The organism is Streptomyces sp. CA-243310 (assembly GCF_050936775.1).
GTDB lineage: Bacteria > Actinomycetota > Actinomycetes > Streptomycetales > Streptomycetaceae > Streptomyces.
Genome location: NZ_JBNJMF010000002.1, coordinates 1,784,697 through 1,802,734 on the forward strand (window position 1 = coordinate 1,784,697; position 18,038 = coordinate 1,802,734).

Sequence of the window (18,038 nt, forward strand, 5' to 3'; positions counted from 1 at the left end):
CCGCCGGCACGGCGGCCCCGATGTCCATCGCAAGCCACTCGAAGGAGTGACCGTCTCATGAGCAGCGCCCACTTTCCGTTCTCGGCCGTGGTCGGGCAGGACGACCTGCGGTTGGCCCTGCTCCTCAACGCCGTGAGCCCGGCGGTCGGCGGCGTGCTCGTGCGCGGCGAGAAGGGGACCGCGAAGTCCACCGCCGTGCGCGCGCTCTCCGCGCTGCTGCCGCCGGTGGACGTCGTACCCGGCTGCCGGTTCTCGTGCGCGCCCGCCGCGCCGGACCCGGACTGCCCCGACGGACCCCACGAGCCGGCTCCCGGCGGGGAACGTCCGGCCCGGATGGTCGAGTTGCCCGTCGGCGCCTCCGAGGACCGCCTGGTCGGCTCCCTCGACATCGAACGGGCCCTGTCCGAGGGCGTGAAGGCCTTCGAGCCCGGTCTGTTGGCCGACGCGCACCGGGGGATCCTGTACGTCGACGAGGTGAACCTGCTCCACGACCACCTGGTGGACGTGCTGCTCGACGCCGCGGCGATGGGTGCCTCGTACGTCGAGCGCGAGGGTGTCTCCGTACGGCACGCGGCCCGGTTCCTGCTGGTCGGGACGATGAACCCGGAGGAGGGCGAGCTGCGCCCGCAGCTCCTGGACCGGTTCGGGCTGACCGTCGAGGTCGCCGCGTCGCGCGAGCCGTCGCAGCGCGTCGAGGTGGTGCGCCGTCGGCTGGCCTACGAGGACGACCCCGCCGGTTTCGCGAGCCGCTGGGCCGGCGACGAGCACGACGTGCGCGCCCGGGTGGTGGCCGCGCGGGCCCTGCTGCCGCGGGTCGTGCTCGGTGACACCTCGTTGTTGCGGATCGCCGCCACCTGCGCCGGCTTCGAGGTCGACGGCATGCGCGCCGACATCGTGATGGCCCGCACGGCGACGGCCCTGGCGGCCTGGGCCGGTCGGACCGACGTCCTCAAGGAGGACGTGCGGCAGGCCGCGCTGCTGGCTCTCCCCCACCGCCGCCGGCGGGCCCCGTTCGACGCGCCCGGCCTCGACGAGGACAAGCTGGACCGGATCCTGGACGAGTTCCCCGACGACGAACCGGAACCCGAACCGGAGCCCGAGGGCCCCGACGACCGCGGCCCCGGGGACGAGGGTCCGGACGACGGCGGGCCGGACGGGGGTGGCGGCGCGCCGCAGGGCGAGGGGCCCGAGGCGCCCGACTCCCCCGAAGCGCCGGAGGCCCCCGACACCGGGCAGACCCCGGACGCCGGGGAGGGCCCCGACGCGCCGGATTCCACCGAGGGCCCGCAGTCCCCGGATCCGCGGAACGGCGCCCCGGAGCAGGCTGCCGTACGGGCCTCCGAGCCGTTCCGCACCAAGATGTTGAGCGTGCCCGGGCTCGGCGAGGGCGCGGCCGGCCGTCGCTCGCGCGCCCGGACGGCGCACGGCCGGACCACCGGCTCCCAGCGCCCCCGGGGGCAGCTGACGAAGCTGCACCTGGCCGCGACCGTGCACGCCGCCGCCCCGCACCAGAAGGCGCGCGGGCGCAGCGGGCGCGGGCTGGTGGTGCGCAAGGACGACCTGCGGCAGGCCACGCGGGAGGGCCGCGAGGGCAACCTGGTGCTCTTCGTGGTGGACGCGTCCGGTTCGATGGCGGCCCGGCAGCGCATGAGCGCGGTCAAGGGCGCCGTGCTGTCGCTGCTGCTGGACGCCTACCAGCGCCGGGACAAGGTCGGTCTGATCACCTTCCGGGGTGCGGGTGCCGAGCTGGCGTTGCCGCCGACGTCCTCGGTGGACGCGGCCGCCGCGCGGCTGGAGCAGTTGCCGACCGGTGGCCGCACGCCGCTGGCCTCCGGTCTGTTGAAGGCGCGCGAGGTGCTGCGGATCGAGCGGTTGCGGGACCCTTCGCGGCGGCCGCTGCTGGTGGTCGTCACCGACGGGCGCGCCACGTCGGCCGGCGGTCTGGGCGGGGACCCGCGCGAGTTGGCCGGGCGCGGGGCGCGGCTGCTGGCCGCCGAGGGGGTCACCTCGGTCGTCGTGGACTGCGAGAGCGGGCCGGTCCGGCTGGGCCTGGCCGGGGTGTTGGCCGCCGATCTGGGCGGACCGGCGGTCAGCCTCGACGGGCTGCGGGCCGACAGCCTGGCGGGGCTCGTGAAGAACGTTCGTACATCGGTGGAATCCGCCCGGTCGCCCCAGGGCGCCGGCAACAGGAGGGCCGCGTAATGCCGCAGGGACAGCCGTCCGTCGTTCCGGACGACGGACTCACGACGCGCCAGCGTCGCAACCGCCCGCTCGTCTTCGTCCACACCGGCCCCGGCAAGGGCAAGTCGACGGCGGCCTTCGGGTTGGCGCTGCGCGCCTGGAACCAGGGCTGGCCGATCGGGGTGTTCCAGTTCGTCAAGTCGGCGAAGTGGAAGGTCGGCGAGGAGAACGCGCTGAAGGTGCTCGGTGCCTCGGGCGAGGGCGGTTCCGTCGTCTGGCACAAGATGGGCGAGGGCTGGTCCTGGGTCCAGCGTGACGCGCAACTCGACAACGAGCAGGCGGCCAAGGAAGGTTGGGAGCAGGTCAAGCGGGATCTGGCCGCCGAGACGCACCGGCTGTACGTGCTCGACGAGTTCGCGTACCCGATGCACTGGGGCTGGATCGACGTGGACGAGGTGATCGAGGTGCTGCGCAACCGGCCCGGCACCCAGCACGTGGTGATCACGGGTCGCAACGCGCCGGAGAAGCTGGTGGAGTTCGCGGACCTGGTCACCGAGATGACCAAGGTCAAGCACCCGATGGACGCCGGCCAGAAGGGCCAGAAGGGCATCGAGTGGTGACTTCGCTCCACATACCGCGCCTGGTCATCGCCGCGCCGTCCTCCGGCAGCGGCAAGACCACCGTCGCGACGGGCCTGATGGCGGCCTTCTCGGAACGCGGCCTCGCCGTGTCCCCGCACAAGGCCGGGCCCGACTACATCGACCCGGGCTACCACGCGCTGGCCACCGGCCGGCCGGGGCGGAACCTGGACGCCTTCATGTGCGGGCCGGACCTGGTCGCGCCGCTGTTCGCGCACGGGGCGGCCGGGTGCGACCTCGCCCTGATCGAGGGCGTGATGGGCCTGTACGACGGGGCGGCGGGGCGCGGCGAGCTGGCCTCGACGGCGCAGGTCGCCAAGCTGCTGCGGGCGCCGGTGGTGCTGGTCGTGGACGCCTCCTCGCAGTCGCGGTCGGTGGCGGCGCTGGTGCACGGCTTCGCCTCGTTCGACCCGCAGGTGCGCCTCGGGGGCGTGATCCTCAACAAGGTCGGCTCGGACCGGCACGAGGTCATGCTCCGGGAGGCCCTGGAGGAGGTCGGGATGCCGGTTCTGGGTGTCCTGCGGCGTGCGCCGCAGGTCGCGGCGCCCTCGCGGCACCTGGGGCTGGTACCGGTGGCCGAGCGCCGGGCCGACGCGGTGTCCTCGGTGGGGGCGCTCGCCGACCAGGTACGGGCGGGCTGTGACCTGGACGCGCTGATGGCCCTGGCCCGGACCGCGCCGCCGCTGGACGGCGAGGCGTGGGACGCCGGCACGGCGGTCGCGTCGGTGTCGGACCCGGCGGTGGACGGGGCTCTCGCGGGGGCCGGGCGGGGCGGCCGGCCCCTGGTCGCCGTGGCCGGCGGGGCCGCGTTCACGTTCTCGTACGCCGAGCACGCGGAGTTGCTCACCGCCGCCGGCGCCGAGGTCGTCACCTTCGATCCGCTGCGGGACGAGCGGCTGCCCGACGGGACCGCCGGGCTGGTGATCGGCGGCGGGTTCCCCGAGGTGTACGCGCCCGAGCTGTCCGCCAACGAGCCGCTGCGCGCGGCCGTCGCGGCGTTCGCCGCGGCCGGCGGACCGGTGGCGGCCGAGTGCGCCGGGCTGCTGTACCTGGCGTCCTCGTTGGACGGCAAGCCGATGTGCGGGGTCCTCGACGCGGACGCCCGGATGTCGGAGCGGCTGACGCTGGGCTACCGCGAGGCGGTGGCGGTGTCCGACAGTTCCCTGGCCGCGGCGGGGACCAGGCTGCGCGGGCACGAGTTCCACCGCACGGTGATCGAGCCGGGCGCCGGAACCTCGCCGGCGTGGGGGTTCACGCATCCCGAGCGCCGCGTCGAGGGCTTCGTGCGGGACGGGGTGCACGCCAGCTACCTGCACACGCACTGGGCGGCGGCCCCGGCCGTCGCGCGGCGGTTCGCCGGGTCCGCCCGGCGCTTCGCGGAAGCCTCGGCGCCGGCGCGGTGACCTCGGTCCGCGAGCCGGTGGTCTCAGTCCGCGAGGCCGACCACGAGCCAGATCCCGGCCACCCCGCCCACCGTGCACATCAGCGTGGACAGGGCGGGGTGCTTGTGGTGCGCCTCGGGGAGGATCTCGGCGGCGGCCAGGTACAGCAAGGCACCGCCGAAGAACCCCAGGTACGCTCCGAGCGGTTCCTCCGGAAGGGTGAACAGCAGAGTGGACGCGGCGCCCACGACGGGCGCGACCGCGTCGGCGAACAGCATCATCAGCGCCTTGCGGCGGTCGTTCCCGTAGAGCCGGGTCAGGGTGTACGTGTTGAATCCGTCGGCGAAGTCGTGGGTGATGACGGCGAGCGCCACGGCCACGCCCATGCCGCCGCCGACCTGGAAGGCCGCGCCGAGGGCCACTCCGTCGGCGAGGCTGTGGCCGACCATCGCGGCGGCGGCGGTGAGACCGACCTCGGGGACCCGGCCGCCGTGCTCGCCGCCGTCCCCGTCCGCGGCGCCGTGCGCGTGCTGCCGCACGGCCAGCAGGCGTTCCACCACGTGCGCGACGAGGAATCCGGTGACGAAGAGCAGCAGGGCGAGCGGGACGCCGAAGACCTCCCGGCCGGCCGCGTGCATCGCCTCCGGGAGCAGGTCCAGGCCCACGACGCCGAGCATCAGCCCGCCGGCCAGGCCCAGCACGAGGTGGCGGCGGTCCGTGACGCGTTGCGCCGTCCATCCGCCCGCCAGCGTCATCAGGAACGCGCCCAACGCCACGATCACCGCCATGCGCCCCTGGATACCGGGCGCGGGCGGCTCGCGCACTTCCGCTCGCGGGTGGCGGGTATCGGCGTGTTGACGAATGTGATGTCGAGAGTGACGACGGAGGGAGGACCCCGTGGGTGAGTACGTGACGCCGCTGGTGGTGGGGGTGGGCGGACGCGCGGGGGTCTCCGTGGCGGAGGTCTGCGCCCTGGTCGAGGAGACGCTGCGGGGTGCGGGGCTGGCCACCGGTTCGGTGACGGCGCTGGCCACGGTGGAGTCGAAGACGGCGGAGGCGGGTCTCGCCGGGGCGGCGGAACGTTTCGGCGTACCGCTCGTCGGCTACTCCGCCGAGCGGCTGGCCGCCATCGTGGTGCCGCATCCCTCGGACGCGGTCCGCGACGCGGCCGGTACCTCCTCGGTGGCCGAGGCCGCCGCCCTCGCGGGGGGCGGGGAACTCCTGGTGCCGAAGCGCCGGTCGATGGCCGCCACCTGCGCCGTGGCCACCGCGCAGGCCCACGACCTGCGCCACCACGGGGACGCCGAGGTGTTGGACGCGGATGAGGCGCTGGTGGACCTGGCCGTGAACGTACGGACGGACACGCCCCCGCAGTGGCTCCGGCAGCGGATCGCCGACTGTCTCGGGGACCTCGCCGCGTACCCGGACGGCCGGGCGGCCCGCGCGGCCGTCGCTGACCGGCACGGGCTGCCGATGGAACGCGTCCTGCTGACGGCGGGCGCGGCGGAGGCCTTCGTGCTGATCGCGCGGGCCCTGGGCGCCGAACGGCCCGTCGTGGTGCATCCGCAGTTCACCGAGCCCGAGGCGGCCCTGCGGGACGCCGGGCACCGGGTGGAGCGGGTGGTGTTGAGCGCGGAGGACGGGTTCCGGCTGGACCCGGCCGAGGTGCCCGAGGACGCCGATCTGGTGATCGTGGGGAACCCGACCAACCCGACGTCGGTCCTGCACCCGGCGGCGGACCTGGCGGCGCTGGCCCGGCCGGGCCGGATCCTGGTGGTCGACGAGGCGTTCATGGACGCGGTCCCGGGGGAACGGGAGGCGCTGGCCGGGCGGATGGACGTGCCGGGACTGGTGGTGCTGCGGAGCCTGACCAAGACCTGGGGGCTGGCGGGGCTGCGCATCGGCTATGTGCTGGCGGAGCCCTCGGTGATCGCGAAGCTCGCGGCGGCACAACCGCTCTGGCCGGTGTCCACTCCGGCCCTGGTGGCGGCGGAGGCCTGCGTGTCCCCGGCGGCGCTCGCCGAGGCGGAGGCCGCCGCGCGGCGGATCGCGGTGGACCGGGCGCACCTGCTGGCCGGGCTCGCGGAGTTCGACGAGGTGACGGTGGCGGGGGTGGCGCAGGGACCGTTCGTCCTGATCAAGGTGGCGGGGGCGGCGGAGGTACGCACCCGGCTGCGCGCCCTGGGCTTCGCGGTGCGGCGGGGCGACACCTTCCCGGGGTTGGACCCGTCGTGGCTGCGGCTGGCCGTGCGGGACCGCGCCACGACGGGCCGGCTCCTCCAGGCCCTGGACCACGCGTTGGCCCTGACCGCGCGCTGAACACGCACCGACCGGGGCCGGGTGGGGGCGGCCGTCGCGTGCGGGCGGGGGTGAGCGAGGATCGGCTCGTCACGTCGTGCGTGAAACCGGGGGTTCGAGAATGAGGGCAGTCGCCAGAGTGGGCGCCGCAGTGGGCGCGTTGGCAGTCGTGGGCGGCGCGGTCTACGCCGTGCCGCACCTGATGGGCGGGGGCGACGGCGCGAAACCGGCCACGGAACAGCGGCTGGGCGCGAAACCCACCACCGCGGCGGCGGACGGGAAGCCGTTCACCCTGGTGGCGACCGGCGACATCATCCCGTACCCGTCGATCATCCAGCGGGCGGCCGACGATGCCGAGGGCACCGGCCGGGCCCACGACTTCCGGAAGATCCTCGCGGGGGTCAAGCCTCTGATATCGGCCGCTGACCTGGCCATATGCCACCACGAGATACCCTACGGGCGCCCTGGCGGCCCCTACACGGGCTACCCCGCCTTCAAGGCGCCCCACGAGTTGGCCGACGGCCTCAAGGACGCCGGGTACGACAGCTGCTCGACCGGCTCCAACCACACGCTCGACGACGGCTACGACGGTCTCGTCCGCACCCTCGACCACCTCGACCGGGTCGGCATCAAGCACGTCGGTTCGGGCCGCAGCGCCGAGGAGGCGAAGGCCCCCGCGCTCGTGGGGGCGGGCGGCGCGCAGATCGCCCAGTTGGACTACACGTACGGGACGAACGGCATCCCGATCCCGGCCGGCAAGCCCTGGTCGGTCAACCTGATCGACCAGGGCCGGATCATCGCCGACGCCCGCGCCGCGCGGGCGGCGGGCGCGAACGTCGTCGTGCTGAGCGTCCACTGGGGCACGGAATGGCAGACGGCGCCCGACCAGCAGCAGCGGGAGCTGGCGCAGGCCCTGACCGCGTCGCGCGGCGCCGACGGCCTCCCCGACATCGATCTGATCCTCGGCACGCACAACCACGTCCCACAGCCCTACGAGAAGATCAACGGGACCTGGGTGGTCTTCGGCATGGGCGACCAGGTGGCCAGCTTCTACGAGGCCGAGAAGGCGCGCGGCAACATGTCCTCGATCCCCCGCTTCACCTTCTCCCCGGCGGCCGACCGGCCGGGGCGCTGGGAGGTGGTGAAGGCCGAGTACCTGACGCAGTACTCGGACATGACCCCGCCGTTCCGGGTCGTCTGCACCTCCTGCGCCGCCGGCGACACCACCCTGTCCGCGGCCGACCGGAACCGGTACGCCGCCGTCGACCGGCAGATCACCGAGGCCGTGGCCTCGCGCGGCGCGCCTGCCCAGGGACTGGAGCACGCCACCCGCTGAACCCGGCCGCGGTCGCCCGGCGGCGCCCTTTCGCTACGGGGTCATCCGGCCGCGCCGGGTCACGACGAGCGCGCCCGCGCCGATGCCGAGCAGGAGCAGCGCACCGCCGGCCACCCAGGGGGTCACCGAAGCCGCCCCGGTCTCGGCGAGGTTGCTCGCGCCGGCGGGGGTGGTGGCGGGCGCGGAGGCGGTGACGTTGGAGCCGGTGGTGACGTTCGTTCCGGCCTGGGGCTTGACGTCGGGCCGGGCGGGGGCGGAGGCGCTCGGCGCCGGACCCGACGGGGACTCGCAGCGCGCCTCCGCCAGCACGATGTCGCCGGCGACCTGCGCGACGTTCAGGTCCAGCGGGTTCACCGACACCTTCAGCCGGAGCGCGGCGGCGGCGGCCGTGGTGGAGGTGGTCTCCGTGGCGGACAGTTCCAGGCTCACCAGGCCGACCTTCGGCACCTCCACCTTGGTGGGGCCGCCGGCGGTGAGGGTGACCTTCTTGCCGAGGACGGCGACGTTGCCCAGGACGTTCGCGCGGGCCACCGGCTTCCTGCCGGCCTCGCACACCGCCTTGGAGGTGACCTTCTCGACCTGGATGAGGGAGAGCAGGGGAAGGCCGGGGACGTGGACCTTGGCCTTGGCCAGGTTGACCTCGGCCTCGGCGCGCTTCTTGTCCGCGGTCGCCTTGGAGGTGGCGACCTCGGCCCACAGCACGTTCACGGGCTTGCCCTTGTCCACCCCGTCGACGGCCACGGAGAGCACGGTCTTCTCGGCGGCGGCAGGGGCGCTGACCTCGTTGAGCGTGGTCTGCAGGGGAACGTGCACGCTCTTGTTGAGCAGGCCCACGTCCAGTCCGGCCCGCAGGACGACGGCTCCGGCCCTGCCCTCGCTCCCGGCGCCCCCCGTGGCGAAGGCGGGCGGCGCCGTGAGCAGGGCCACCGCGCCCGTCGCGAGCAGGACGGCCGCGGGCATGCGGAAGCTGTTGCTGTTCAAGTTGGTGGAACCCCCGGGGAGATGGGTGCCGTCGCGCCGCCAATGGGGGACATCGCGCGCGCCGACGGCCTTGACCCTCGGAATCTTTACGCACTGTGAGTGAACGGGCGGCAACCTGACGTGAGTTCACCCCAAAGGGTGGTTTCCACGCATGCTTTCGATTCTTTGCGCCCCAGAAGGCGTCGGGTGGAACGACAGTTCCCTCCCGCAGCGCCCGAAGGCCCGGTTCAGGCGTCCCTAACGACGACCGGGCCCGCGACGTCACGCCGGGTCAACCGGGCCACGAGGCAGGGCTCAGGCGCGGACCTTGCCGTCGACCACGACCCGCAGCGGTCGCGCCAGCGCCCGCACGTCCGCGCGCGGGTCGGACGCGTACACCACGAGGTCCGCCGGCGCCCCCTCGACCAGGCCGGGCCTGCCGAGCCACTCCCGGGCCGCCCAGGCCGTCGCGGACAGGGCCTCCAGCGGCGGGATCCCGGCCTTCACCAGCTCGGCCACCTCGGCGGCGACCAGACCGTGCGGCAGGGAACCCCCGGCGTCGGTGCCCACGTACACCGGGACACCGGCGTCGTAGGCGGCCCGGACCGTGTCGTAGCGGCGCTCGTGGAGCCTGCGCATGTGCGCGGACCAGCGCGGGAACTTGGCGTCGCCGCCCGCCGCCAACTTCGGGAACGTCGCGATGTTCACGAGGGTCGGCACGATCGCCACCCCGCGTTCCGCGAACAGCGGGATGGTGTCCTCGGTCAGGCCCGTGGCGTGCTCGACGCAGTCGATGCCCGCCTCGACGAGATCGCGCAGCGAGTCCTCCGCGAAACAGTGCGCCGTGACCCGGGCGCCGAGGCGATGGGCCTCCGCGATGGCCGCCTCGACCTCGGCGCGCGGCCAACAGGCCGTCAGGTCACCGGCGTCGCGGTCGATCCAGTCCCCGACGAGCTTCACCCAGCCGTCGCCGCGCAGCGCCTCGCGGCCGACGTACTCGACGAGGTCGGCCGGCTCGATCTCGTGGGCGTAGTTGCGGATGTAGCGACGGGTGCGGGCGATGTGCCGGCCCGCCCGGATGATCTTCGGGAGGTCCTCGCGGTCGTCGATCCAGCGGGTGTCGGAGGGGGATCCGGCGTCACGGATCAGGAGGGTCCCGGCGTCCCGGTCCGTGAGTGCCTGCACCTCGGCCGTGGCGGCGTCCACGGGCCCGTGCGCGTCGAGCCCCACGTGGCAGTGCGCGTCGACCAGGCCCGGCAGCGCCCATCCGGAGACCTCGGTGACGTCGCGGGCGCCCCGCGGGCGCTCGTACGAGATCCGGCCCGCGACGACCCACAGTTCGTCGCGTACGTCGTCGGGTCCCACGAGGACCCGTCCCCTCACGTGCAGCACATCGCCGGGACCGCTCACATCGCTCATGTCGGCACCCTACGCGGGTGCTCGGTAGGCTCGATCGGTAACCCCGGACGAGGAGAGCACCGCCGTGAACCACCCCCTGCTGGACCTTCCGCCGCTCACCGCCGCGCGCTTCGCGTCGATCGAGCGGGGTGTCGCGGAACTCCTCGACACCCGACAGGACGTGGTGATCACCCAGGGCGAGGCGCTGCTGCCGTTGGAGGGCTGCATCCGCTCGGGCGCCAGGCCCGGTTCGACGGCGCTGAACATCGTGACCGGGCCGTACGGCACCACCTTCGGCAACTGGCTGCGCGACTGCGGGGCGACCGTGGTGGACCTCGCCGTGCCGTACGACACCGCGGTGAGCGCCGCGCAGGTCGCCGAGGCGCTGGAGGCGCACCCGGAGATCGACTTCGTCTCGCTGGTGCACGCCGAGGCGGCCACGGGCAACACCAACCCGATCGCGGCGATCGGTGAGGTCGTACGGGCGCACGGCGCGCTGTTCATGCTGGACGCGGTGGCCTCGGTGGGCGCGGAGCCCCTGTTCCCGGACGCGTGGGGCGTGGACCTGTGCGTGATCGGCGCGCAGAAGGCGATGGGCGGCCCGGCCGGCGTCTCGATGGTGTCGGTGTCGCAGCGGGCGTGGGCCCGGTTCGCGCAGAACCCGGCCGCGCCCCGCCGCTCGTACCTGTCGCTGCTGGACTGGAAGGAGCGCTGGATCGACGGCGGTCGCACGGCGCTGCCGCACGCGCCGGCGCAGTTGGAGATGCTCGCGTTGGAGGCCTGCCTGGAGCGGATCTCCACCGAGGGCCTGGCCGCGGTCGAGGCCCGGCACGCGGCGGCGGCGCGGGCCACCCGCGCCGGCGCGGCGGCGCTGGGCGTGGCCCCGTACGTCACGGTGGCCGCGGAGGCCGCGCCGGTGGCGACCACCCTGCGGGTTGCCGGGGCGTCGGCGGTGGTGGCCAAGGCGCTGTCGGTGGACCCGTCGGTCCCGCTCGCGGCGGGTGGCGGGGCGCTGTCCGAGGAAATGCTCCGGGTCAACCACTACGGCGCGGCGGCCGACCTGGCCGTGGTGCGGGGCTCGTTGACGGCCCTGGCCGCGGCGCTGTCCGCCGACCCGGCCGAGGCGGTCGCGGCGGCGTCCGCGGCCTGGTGAGCCCGGGCGGGGCGGTCGCGCGCGGGGCCGTTGCGCGCGGGGGCCGTTGCGCGAGGAGCGGCCCCGGCTGTGCCCCGGACCCCGCGCCTCGAACGCCGGCGGGGCCGGGATGGACGGGCTCCGTGGGCAGGTGTGGGCGGGGCTGCCGGGTGGTGCCGCGTGGGGGTCAGCCGGCGAGCACGTCGAGCAGTCTGTCGACGTCCGCCTCGGTGTTGTACAGGTGGAACGAGGCCCGCAGCGAACCGGCGCGGGCCGCCACGGCGATGCCGGCCGACTGGAGCGCGGGCTGCCGGTCGGCCAGGCCCGGCACCGACACGATGGGCGACTCGCCCGGGACGGGCTCGTGGCCGATGCGGGCGAGACCGGCCCGGTAGCGGGCGGCCAGCGCGGTGTCGTGGGCGTGCACGGCGGCGACGCCGATCCGCTCCAGCAGCTCCAGTGAGGGCGCGGCGGCGTGGTAGGCGAGGAAGGCCGGGGACTCGTCGAAGCGTCGTGCCCCGTCGGCCGGTCGGGACATCGGCCCGTAGGTGGCGTCCGCCGGCGCCCCGGCGGCGGCCCAGCCCGCGTGCAGGGGGACGAGGTCCTCCTGGACCTCCGGCGAGACGGTCAGGTACGAGACCCCGCGCGAGCCGAGCAGCCACTTGAAGCCGGCGGTGACCGTGTAGGCGTACGGCGACGCGTCGAACGGCATCCACCCCGCGGCCTGGGTGGCGTCCACCAGGACCCGCGCGCGGTGCGCGGCCGCGGCGGCGCGCACCGCCGCGAGGTCGGCCGTGCGGCCGTCGGAGGACTGCACGGCGCTCAACGCGACCAGTGCGGTGTCCGGGCCGACGGCCTCGGCCATCGCCTCCAGCGGGGCGAAACGGACCTTGAGGTCGGCGCGCACCACGAACGGGTTGATCACCGAGGCGAAGTCGCCCTCCGGGCAGAGCACTTCGGCGCCGGCCGGAAGGGAGGCCGAGACGAGGCCGACGTGACCGGCAACGGTCGAGCCGACGGCCACCCGGTCGGACGGCACCCCCACCAGTCGCGCGAAGGAGTCCCGCACCCGGTTCACCCGGCCGAAGTCGCCGGATCCGGCGGGGAGTCCGGCCCCGGCCGCCTCGGCCAGGGCCCGTACCTCCGCGACCGCGGAACGCGGGAGGACGCAACAGGTGGCGGTGTTCAGGTAGGTGGTGGTGTGCGCGAACTCGGCCCGGACGGCCTCGGGAAGCGGAAGGTCCATGGAGTCACTGTGGTCCGGAAACGCCCCACAGTCCATCACCGGATTCCGGACACCCACCCGAAGATCCCGCTATGCGGGTTTGATCACTTCTCCGGTACGGCGCAGGCCCCGTCGGGTTCGCAGACCTCCGCGTCGGAGGCCGCGGCCACCGGGGCGAGGGTCTCGCGTCCGGCCCAGGCCTGCTCCAGTGCCTGGGTGAACACCTCGGCCGGCTGGCCACCGGAGATTCCGTAGCGACGGTCGAAGACGAAGAACGGCACGGCGTTGGCCCCCAGTTCGGAGGCCTCGCGCTCGTCGGCCCGTACCGCCTCGGCGTAGGCCGATGCGTCGGCGAGGACCGTACGGGCCTCCTCCTCGTCCAGTCCGGCCTCGACGGCCAGCGCGACCAGCACCTCGGCGTCGAAGACGCTGCGTTCCTCGGCGAAGTTGGCGCGGTAGGCGAGGTCGAGCAGCTCTTCCTGTCGACCGCGGGCGGCGGCCAGGTGCAGCAGGCGGTGGATGTCGAAGGTGTTGCCGTGGTCACGCCCCTCGACCCGGTAGGCGAGCCCCTCCGCGCGTGCGCTCGCCGCGACGTGCTCCTCCATGCCGCGCGCCTCGTCGAGGGTGCGGCCGTACTTCCTGGCCAGCATGTCCACGACCGGCGTCACGACGCCCTTGGCGCCGTTGGGGTCGAGCTCGAAGGACCGGAAGACGACCTCCACCTCGTCGCGGTGCGCGAACTCGGCCAGCCCCTGCGTGAAGCGGGCCTTGCCGACGTAACACCAGGGGCAGGCGATGTCGGCCCAGATCTCGACGCGCATGTTCCTTCTTCTCTCGTGTGCGGGACTCGGCCGGTCCCCCGGTTCGGGGACACGGCCGGCGACCGCGCCCTTCGCGGCACGGCGGTTTCGGGTTCAACCAACCGGGGGGTCGTCTCATTCCCCGGACAACGGGCCCGCGCCGGCATCCCTTGCCCAAGGCTCCGCGCCGTCGGCGACCCTCAGCCAGAGCGTGAGGTGGGAACCGGAGCGGTCGGCGGCGGGATCCGGGCGCCAACCGCGCGAGGCGTAGAAGGCCTGGGCGCGCAGGTTGTGCTCGAAGACCTCCAGCCGTACCCGATCGACGCCCGCCCGACGCCAGACGTCCAGGCAGGCGGCGTGCAGGGCCGCCCCGGTACCTCGCCGCCAGTGGTCCGGGTCGACGTGCAGTTGGGTGAGCGTGGCCTGCCCGTCGGCGGTGCGGAACGCGGCGACCCCCGTGAGCACCCCGCCCTGCTCCGCGCAGAACACCCCGCCCTCGGCGCCGGCCCGGGCGACCGCCCGCGACCAGCCCTCGCGGGTCCGCGCGAAACCCGCGTCCCCGCCCTGTACCGCCTCGGGGACCCGACCGCGGTAGTAGGTGGAGCGGGCCCGGGTGTGGAGGGCGGCGATGGCGTCGAGATCGGCGGGTAGCGCGGTCCGGATCATGGGAAGGGAAACGCGCCGGGAACCGTGTCGGTTCCCGGCGCGTCGGCTACGCGTTCGAGGCGGCTACTTCTTCAGCCACGCCGCCATCATCTTCTGCGCGATCGGCGCGGCCAGCCGGCCGCCGCCGATCTCGGAACGGTCCGTGTCCGAGTTCTCGATGACGACCGCCACGGCGATCTGCCGGTCACCGGCCTTCCCGTACGCGGTGAACCAGGCGAGCGGCGACTGGCTGTTGTTCACGCCGCGCTGCGCGGTACCCGTCTTGCCGCCCACCTCGGCGCCCGCGACCTGGGCGGGCTTGCCGCCGCCCTCGGTGGCGACCGTCCGCATGGCGTCCTGGAGCATGGAGGCCGTCTTGGCGCTCATGACCTCGTCGGTCTTCGGGTCCTTCAGGCTCTCCAGCACGTTGCCGTTGGCGTCCGTGACCTCGGAGACCATGTGCGGGCCGACGAGCTTGCCGCCGTTCTCGATCGCGGCGGTCACCATCGCCATCTGGAGCGGGGTGGCCTGCACGTCGAACTGGCCGATACCCGTCTGCGCGACCTGGTCGACCGACATCTTCTTCGAGGGGTACTTGCTCGGCGGGTTCGTCCGCACCGGGGTGTCGATCTGCGCGTTGAAGCCGAGCTTCTCGGCCATCTTCAGCATCTTGTCCTGGCCCAGCTTGTGCGCGAACTCCGCGAACACGTTGTTGCAGGACAACCTCAGGGCGGTGCGCGACGAGACGTTGTTGCACATCTCGTCGGGGACCTCGCTCTTGAGCTTGGTCGTGGTACCGGGAATCGTGTAGTTGCCCGGGACGGAGGTGTTCTGGTCGATGCTCGTGACCAGCCCGTTCTCGATGGCCGCCGCGAGGGTGACCAACTTGAAGGTGGAACCGGGGGCCTGCGGCTTGCGCAGTGCCCCGTTCTCCATGGCCTTGCCGTTGCCGGCGGACAGTTCCGCCCAGGCCTTGGTGTCGTTGGCTCCGGCGATGCGGCCGGGGTCGAACGACGGATTGTTGACGACGGCCAGGATCTCGCCGGTCGCCGGGTCGATGGCCACGGCGGAGCCCTGCTTGCCCTGGAGCGCGTCGTAGGCGGCCTTCTGGACGCCCTTGTCGATGGTGGTCAGGACGTTGCCCGGGGCGGCCCGCTTGTTCGTGAGCGTGTCCATCACCGTCTTGAGACGGTTGTCGGAGCCGTTGAGGATGTTCTTGTAGACACCCTCCAACATCGAGGTGCCGAACGCCTGGGAGCTGAACCCGGTGACCGGCGCGTACAGCGGACCGTCGGTGTACGTGCGCTTGTACCCGAAGTCCTTGCCGCCCGTCTTCACGGAACCGGTGATCGACTCCCCGCCCACGATGATGTTGCCCAACGGGTTCTCGTACTGCCCGATGAGGTTCCGTCGGTTGTTCTTGTCGTCTGCGAGGGCCTGGCCTTGGTATGCCTGCACCCAGGTGACGCGGACCAGCAGGGCCAACACCAGAAGCAGACAGAAGACCGACGCACGCCTGATCGTTTTGTTCATCCTCAAGAAGGACGTGTCAACGCCTCCGAGCGTTCCACTCCGGCCCGATTGTGGCGGGGTTCTCAGTGTTTCTTCATGAGGAAGCCGCCCTCGTAGGCCGCGATGACCGCCTGTGTACGGTCCCGGGACCCGGTCTTCGCTAGGACGGCGGCCACGTGCGTCTTGATCGTCTGCGGCCCGACGCCGAGCTGCTCGCTGATCTCGTGGTTGGAGAGCCCGGTGGCGATCAGGCGCAGTACGTCGGCCTCCCGATCGGTGAGCCGGGCCACCCACGGGGCCACACCGAACGGGCCGGCAGCCGAATGCGGGGCGCCGGCGTGCGAGGGCCCGGGGTGCGCGGTGCCGGGATGCGGGAGCCCGGGGTGCGGGATGCCGGGATGCGCGGTGCCGGGATGCGCGGCCGGTGCGTACGCGGCGGCCAGCGCTCGGACGGCCGCCGGGAAGAGCAGCGAGTCACCGCGGCCGACCAGCCGGACCGCGCCGATCAGCTCGTCGGGGTCGGCCCGCTTCAGCAGGAAACCGGCCGCACCGGCGCGCAGCGCCTCGTAGACGTGGGAGTCGTTCTCGAAGGTGGTGACGACCACGATCCGGGGCGGGGCGGCCATGGTGGCGAGGATCCGCTCCGTGGCCCGGATGCCGTCGATCTCGGGCATCCGGACGTCCATCAGCACCACGTCGGGCGCCAGCGAACGGACCAGTGGCACGACCTCGGCTCCGGAGCCGGCCTCCCCGACCACCTCCAGGTCCGGTTCGGCCTCCAGGATGACCCGGAGGGCCGTACGCACCATCCGCTCGTCATCGGCGATCACGATGCGCAGCGCGGGACGGGTCATCTCCCGCCCCCGCCCAGTGGCAGGACGGCCCGCAACCGCCACAGGCCGTCGTGCGGCCCTGCCTCGACGGCCCCGCCGAGCAGGGCGGCCCGCTCACCGACCCCGCGCAGACCCCGCCCTCCGGTCGTCCGCCGGTCACGCTCCCCCGTCCCGGGGGAGGCGAGTGGGTTGATCATGGTGATCTCCAGTTCACGCTGCCGAGCCCGATGCCCGTGCGGCTGCGGCTGCGGCTGCGGCTGCGGCTGCGGCTGCGGCTGCGGCTGCGGCTGCGGCTGCGGGCCATGATCGCCGACGCGGTCGCGGTTCTCGTCCAGGTCGCGGCCCCGACTCCCGCCCCGGTCCCGGTCCCGGTCTCGGCTGCCGCCCCGGTCTCGGTCCCCGTCGCGGTCCCGGCTCCCACACCCGCCCCGATCCCGGTACCGGCTTCGGTCAGCGCGGCCGCGGCCGGTTCCGGTGTTCTCGCCCGGGCCGTCGTCGTCGCCGGCATCGCCCTCGGTGTCGCGCAGCACGATGCGCAGTTCCACGGCCCCGCCCCCGTGACGCAGGGCGTTGCTCAGGCCTTCCTGGACGATCCGGTAGGCCTCGCGGGAGGTGATCACCGGAAGCCGGGCCCAGTCACCGGCTCCCCCTGGGTCCAGATGGGTGGTGATCGGGGTACCGGCGGCTCGGGAGCGGGCCAGTAGCCCGTCGAGGTCGCCGGCGAGGGTGGGGGCCGGATCCGTAGCCCGCCTGGACGGCCCATCCGGGCCGCCTCCGCCCTCCCCCTCGCGCAGTAGACCGAGCACCGCGTCCAGCTCGCCCACCGTCCGGCGAGTGGTCTCCTCGATGGCGGTCAGCGCCTCGCGGACGAAGGCCGGGTCGCGATCGAGGACCCGCCGGGCGGCACTCGCCTGGAGGGTGACGGCGCTCAGCGCGTGCCCGACCGCGTCGTGCAGCTCCCGGGCGAGCCGGTTGCGCACCGCCAGATCGGCGGCCCTCTCCTCGGCCGCCGCCAGCCGGTCCGCCGGGGTGGGGCCGAGCAGGACCGGTGCCAGTCGGGCCAACAGTGCCCCGGCGCCGGCGACGCACCACCCGATCCCGATGAGCAGGGCCACCCCGAACAGGGGGGTCGTGTAGGGCCGGGCCTCGCCATCAAGCCAGAACAGCCCGATGTCGGAGTTCCGCACCGAGCCCGTGAACGGTGCCACGATGAGGAACACGGCCAGCGGCGGCAACGCCAGGCACATCCCGCTGACCAGCGCACCCATCCCCAAGTGCGCGGTCCACCAGGCCGAACCGCGCACCCGAGCCGACCAGGACCGGGCCGGGCCCTCCGCCAGACCCTCCCCCGGCACCCCACACAGAGCGCGCACGGCGCCGACCGACATGGGCCGGACCAGCCCGAACGTCCCGGTCACGGCGGCGAGGGGCAGGGCCGCCCCGTAGGCGGCCAAGGCCAGCGGGAAGGAGGTGAGGGCGTTGCGCCCGCCCGCGATCACCCCGACCACCACCTGGGTCAGCAGGAAGTACGGCATCAGCAGGGCTCCGCCGAGTATCTGGTGCACCCAACGCAACCGTGCACGCGCCCCGAACCACCGGCCCCACGGCCCCCACCCACGCACCGGACCCCACCGCCCCACAGGCTCCGACCGAACCCCCGGACCAGACCGGCTCGTCCGCACGCGTGCCATCGCCGGT

General features: G+C 73.9%; 15 protein-coding genes. 6 read left to right on the forward strand and 9 right to left on the reverse strand.

What is annotated here, in order from left to right; all coding sequences use genetic code 11:
* Window positions 1-57: 57 nt before the first annotated feature.
* Genes ACQEVM_RS25685 through ACQEVM_RS25695 form a run of 3 tightly spaced genes read left to right on the forward strand, consistent with a single transcriptional unit; the run spans window position 58 to window position 4,222 of the window.
* Window positions 58-2,202: a putative cobaltochelatase gene (locus tag ACQEVM_RS25685; protein WP_433082803.1), complete on the forward strand. Its 2,145-nt coding sequence runs from the start codon at window positions 58-60 to the stop codon at window positions 2,200-2,202.
* Complete coding sequence (gene cobO, locus ACQEVM_RS25690) at window positions 2,202-2,801, forward strand: cob(I)yrinic acid a,c-diamide adenosyltransferase (protein ID WP_053678569.1); 600 nt, start codon at window positions 2,202-2,204, stop codon at window positions 2,799-2,801. The genes ACQEVM_RS25685 and cobO overlap by 1 nt, the downstream gene beginning before the upstream one ends.
* Window positions 2,795-4,222: a cobyrinate a,c-diamide synthase gene (locus ACQEVM_RS25695; RefSeq protein WP_433082805.1), complete on the forward strand. Its 1,428-nt coding sequence runs from the start codon at window positions 2,795-2,797 to the stop codon at window positions 4,220-4,222. The genes cobO and ACQEVM_RS25695 overlap by 7 nt, the downstream gene beginning before the upstream one ends.
* Before the next feature lie 23 nt (window positions 4,223-4,245).
* On the opposite strand, the gene ACQEVM_RS25700 is transcribed toward ACQEVM_RS25695, so the two are convergent.
* Window positions 4,246-4,989 carry a ZIP family metal transporter gene (locus ACQEVM_RS25700; RefSeq protein ID WP_351761140.1) on the reverse strand — a complete coding sequence of 248 codons (744 nt, stop codon included), beginning with the start codon at window positions 4,987-4,989 and terminating at the stop codon, window positions 4,246-4,248.
* 109 nt (window positions 4,990-5,098) lie between these two features.
* Here ACQEVM_RS25700 and cobC point away from each other — a divergent pair, with 109 nt between their 5' ends.
* Entirely contained in the window at window positions 5,099-6,520 is a 1,422-nt protein-coding gene (cobC, locus tag ACQEVM_RS25705) for an Rv2231c family pyridoxal phosphate-dependent protein CobC (RefSeq protein ID WP_433082808.1), read from the forward strand.
* A 100-nt stretch (window positions 6,521-6,620) separates the two neighbouring features.
* Window positions 6,621-7,835, forward strand: coding sequence for a CapA family protein (locus ACQEVM_RS25710; RefSeq protein ID WP_433082810.1), 1,215 nt, complete (start codon window positions 6,621-6,623; stop codon window positions 7,833-7,835).
* 33 nt (window positions 7,836-7,868) lie between these two features.
* On the opposite strand, the gene ACQEVM_RS25715 is transcribed toward ACQEVM_RS25710, so the two are convergent.
* Window positions 7,869-8,816 carry an SCO1860 family LAETG-anchored protein gene (locus ACQEVM_RS25715; protein ID WP_433082812.1) on the reverse strand — a complete coding sequence of 316 codons (948 nt, stop codon included), beginning with the start codon at window positions 8,814-8,816 and terminating at the stop codon, window positions 7,869-7,871.
* Between the two features lie 294 nt (window positions 8,817-9,110).
* Window positions 9,111-10,214 (reverse strand): amidohydrolase family protein, encoded by a 1,104-nt coding sequence (locus ACQEVM_RS25720; protein ID WP_433082814.1) that lies wholly within the window; start codon window positions 10,212-10,214, stop codon window positions 9,111-9,113.
* 64 nt (window positions 10,215-10,278) lie between these two features.
* Here ACQEVM_RS25720 and ACQEVM_RS25725 point away from each other — a divergent pair, with 64 nt between their 5' ends.
* Window positions 10,279-11,346 carry a pyridoxal-phosphate-dependent aminotransferase family protein gene (locus ACQEVM_RS25725; RefSeq protein ID WP_433082816.1) on the forward strand — a complete coding sequence of 356 codons (1,068 nt, stop codon included), beginning with the start codon at window positions 10,279-10,281 and terminating at the stop codon, window positions 11,344-11,346.
* A gap of 166 nt (window positions 11,347-11,512) precedes the next feature.
* Here the strand turns inward: ACQEVM_RS25725 and ACQEVM_RS25730 are convergent, their stop codons facing one another.
* The 6 genes from ACQEVM_RS25730 to ACQEVM_RS25755 all read right to left on the reverse strand — a co-directional run bounded on the left by ACQEVM_RS25730 (window position 11,513) and on the right by ACQEVM_RS25755 (window position 17,905).
* Window positions 11,513-12,571: an aminotransferase class V-fold PLP-dependent enzyme gene (locus ACQEVM_RS25730; RefSeq protein WP_433082818.1), complete on the reverse strand. Its 1,059-nt coding sequence runs from the start codon at window positions 12,569-12,571 to the stop codon at window positions 11,513-11,515.
* A gap of 83 nt (window positions 12,572-12,654) precedes the next feature.
* On the reverse strand, window positions 12,655-13,371 hold the full coding sequence (locus tag ACQEVM_RS25735) for a DsbA family oxidoreductase (protein WP_433082820.1): 717 nt from the start codon (window positions 13,369-13,371) through the stop codon (window positions 12,655-12,657).
* A gap of 114 nt (window positions 13,372-13,485) precedes the next feature.
* Complete coding sequence (locus ACQEVM_RS25740) at window positions 13,486-14,016, reverse strand: N-acetyltransferase family protein (protein WP_433082821.1); 531 nt, start codon at window positions 14,014-14,016, stop codon at window positions 13,486-13,488.
* 63 nt (window positions 14,017-14,079) lie between these two features.
* On the reverse strand, window positions 14,080-15,528 hold the full coding sequence (locus tag ACQEVM_RS25745) for a peptidoglycan D,D-transpeptidase FtsI family protein (protein ID WP_433082823.1): 1,449 nt from the start codon (window positions 15,526-15,528) through the stop codon (window positions 14,080-14,082).
* A 62-nt stretch (window positions 15,529-15,590) separates the two neighbouring features.
* Window positions 15,591-16,361: a response regulator gene (locus ACQEVM_RS25750; protein WP_433082825.1), complete on the reverse strand. Its 771-nt coding sequence runs from the start codon at window positions 16,359-16,361 to the stop codon at window positions 15,591-15,593.
* Window positions 16,358-17,905 carry a histidine kinase gene (locus ACQEVM_RS25755; RefSeq protein WP_433082827.1) on the reverse strand — a complete coding sequence of 516 codons (1,548 nt, stop codon included), beginning with the start codon at window positions 17,903-17,905 and terminating at the stop codon, window positions 16,358-16,360. The genes ACQEVM_RS25750 and ACQEVM_RS25755 overlap by 4 nt, the downstream gene beginning before the upstream one ends.
* Window positions 17,906-18,038 lie beyond the last annotated feature (133 nt).

Excerpts from the sequence above, each read along its gene's own strand:
- ACQEVM_RS25685 (WP_433082803.1), top strand. The coding sequence starts at position 58 with ATGAGCAGCGCCCACTTTCCGTTCTCGGCCGTGGTCGGGCAGGACGAC.
- cobO (WP_053678569.1), top strand. The coding sequence starts at position 2,202 with ATGCCGCAGGGACAGCCGTCCGTCGTTCCGGACGACGGACTCACGACG.
- ACQEVM_RS25700 (WP_351761140.1), bottom strand. The coding sequence starts at position 4,989 with ATGGCGGTGATCGTGGCGTTGGGCGCGTTCCTGATGACGCTGGCGGGC.
- ACQEVM_RS25710 (WP_433082810.1), top strand. The coding sequence starts at position 6,621 with ATGAGGGCAGTCGCCAGAGTGGGCGCCGCAGTGGGCGCGTTGGCAGTC.
- ACQEVM_RS25720 (WP_433082814.1), bottom strand. The coding sequence starts at position 10,214 with ATGAGCGATGTGAGCGGTCCCGGCGATGTGCTGCACGTGAGGGGACGG.
- ACQEVM_RS25730 (WP_433082818.1), bottom strand. The coding sequence starts at position 12,571 with ATGGACCTTCCGCTTCCCGAGGCCGTCCGGGCCGAGTTCGCGCACACC.
- ACQEVM_RS25735 (WP_433082820.1), bottom strand. The coding sequence starts at position 13,371 with ATGCGCGTCGAGATCTGGGCCGACATCGCCTGCCCCTGGTGTTACGTC.
- ACQEVM_RS25740 (WP_433082821.1), bottom strand. The coding sequence starts at position 14,016 with ATGATCCGGACCGCGCTACCCGCCGATCTCGACGCCATCGCCGCCCTC.
- ACQEVM_RS25745 (WP_433082823.1), bottom strand. The coding sequence starts at position 15,528 with ATGAACAAAACGATCAGGCGTGCGTCGGTCTTCTGTCTGCTTCTGGTG.
- ACQEVM_RS25750 (WP_433082825.1), bottom strand. The coding sequence starts at position 16,361 with ATGACCCGTCCCGCGCTGCGCATCGTGATCGCCGATGACGAGCGGATG.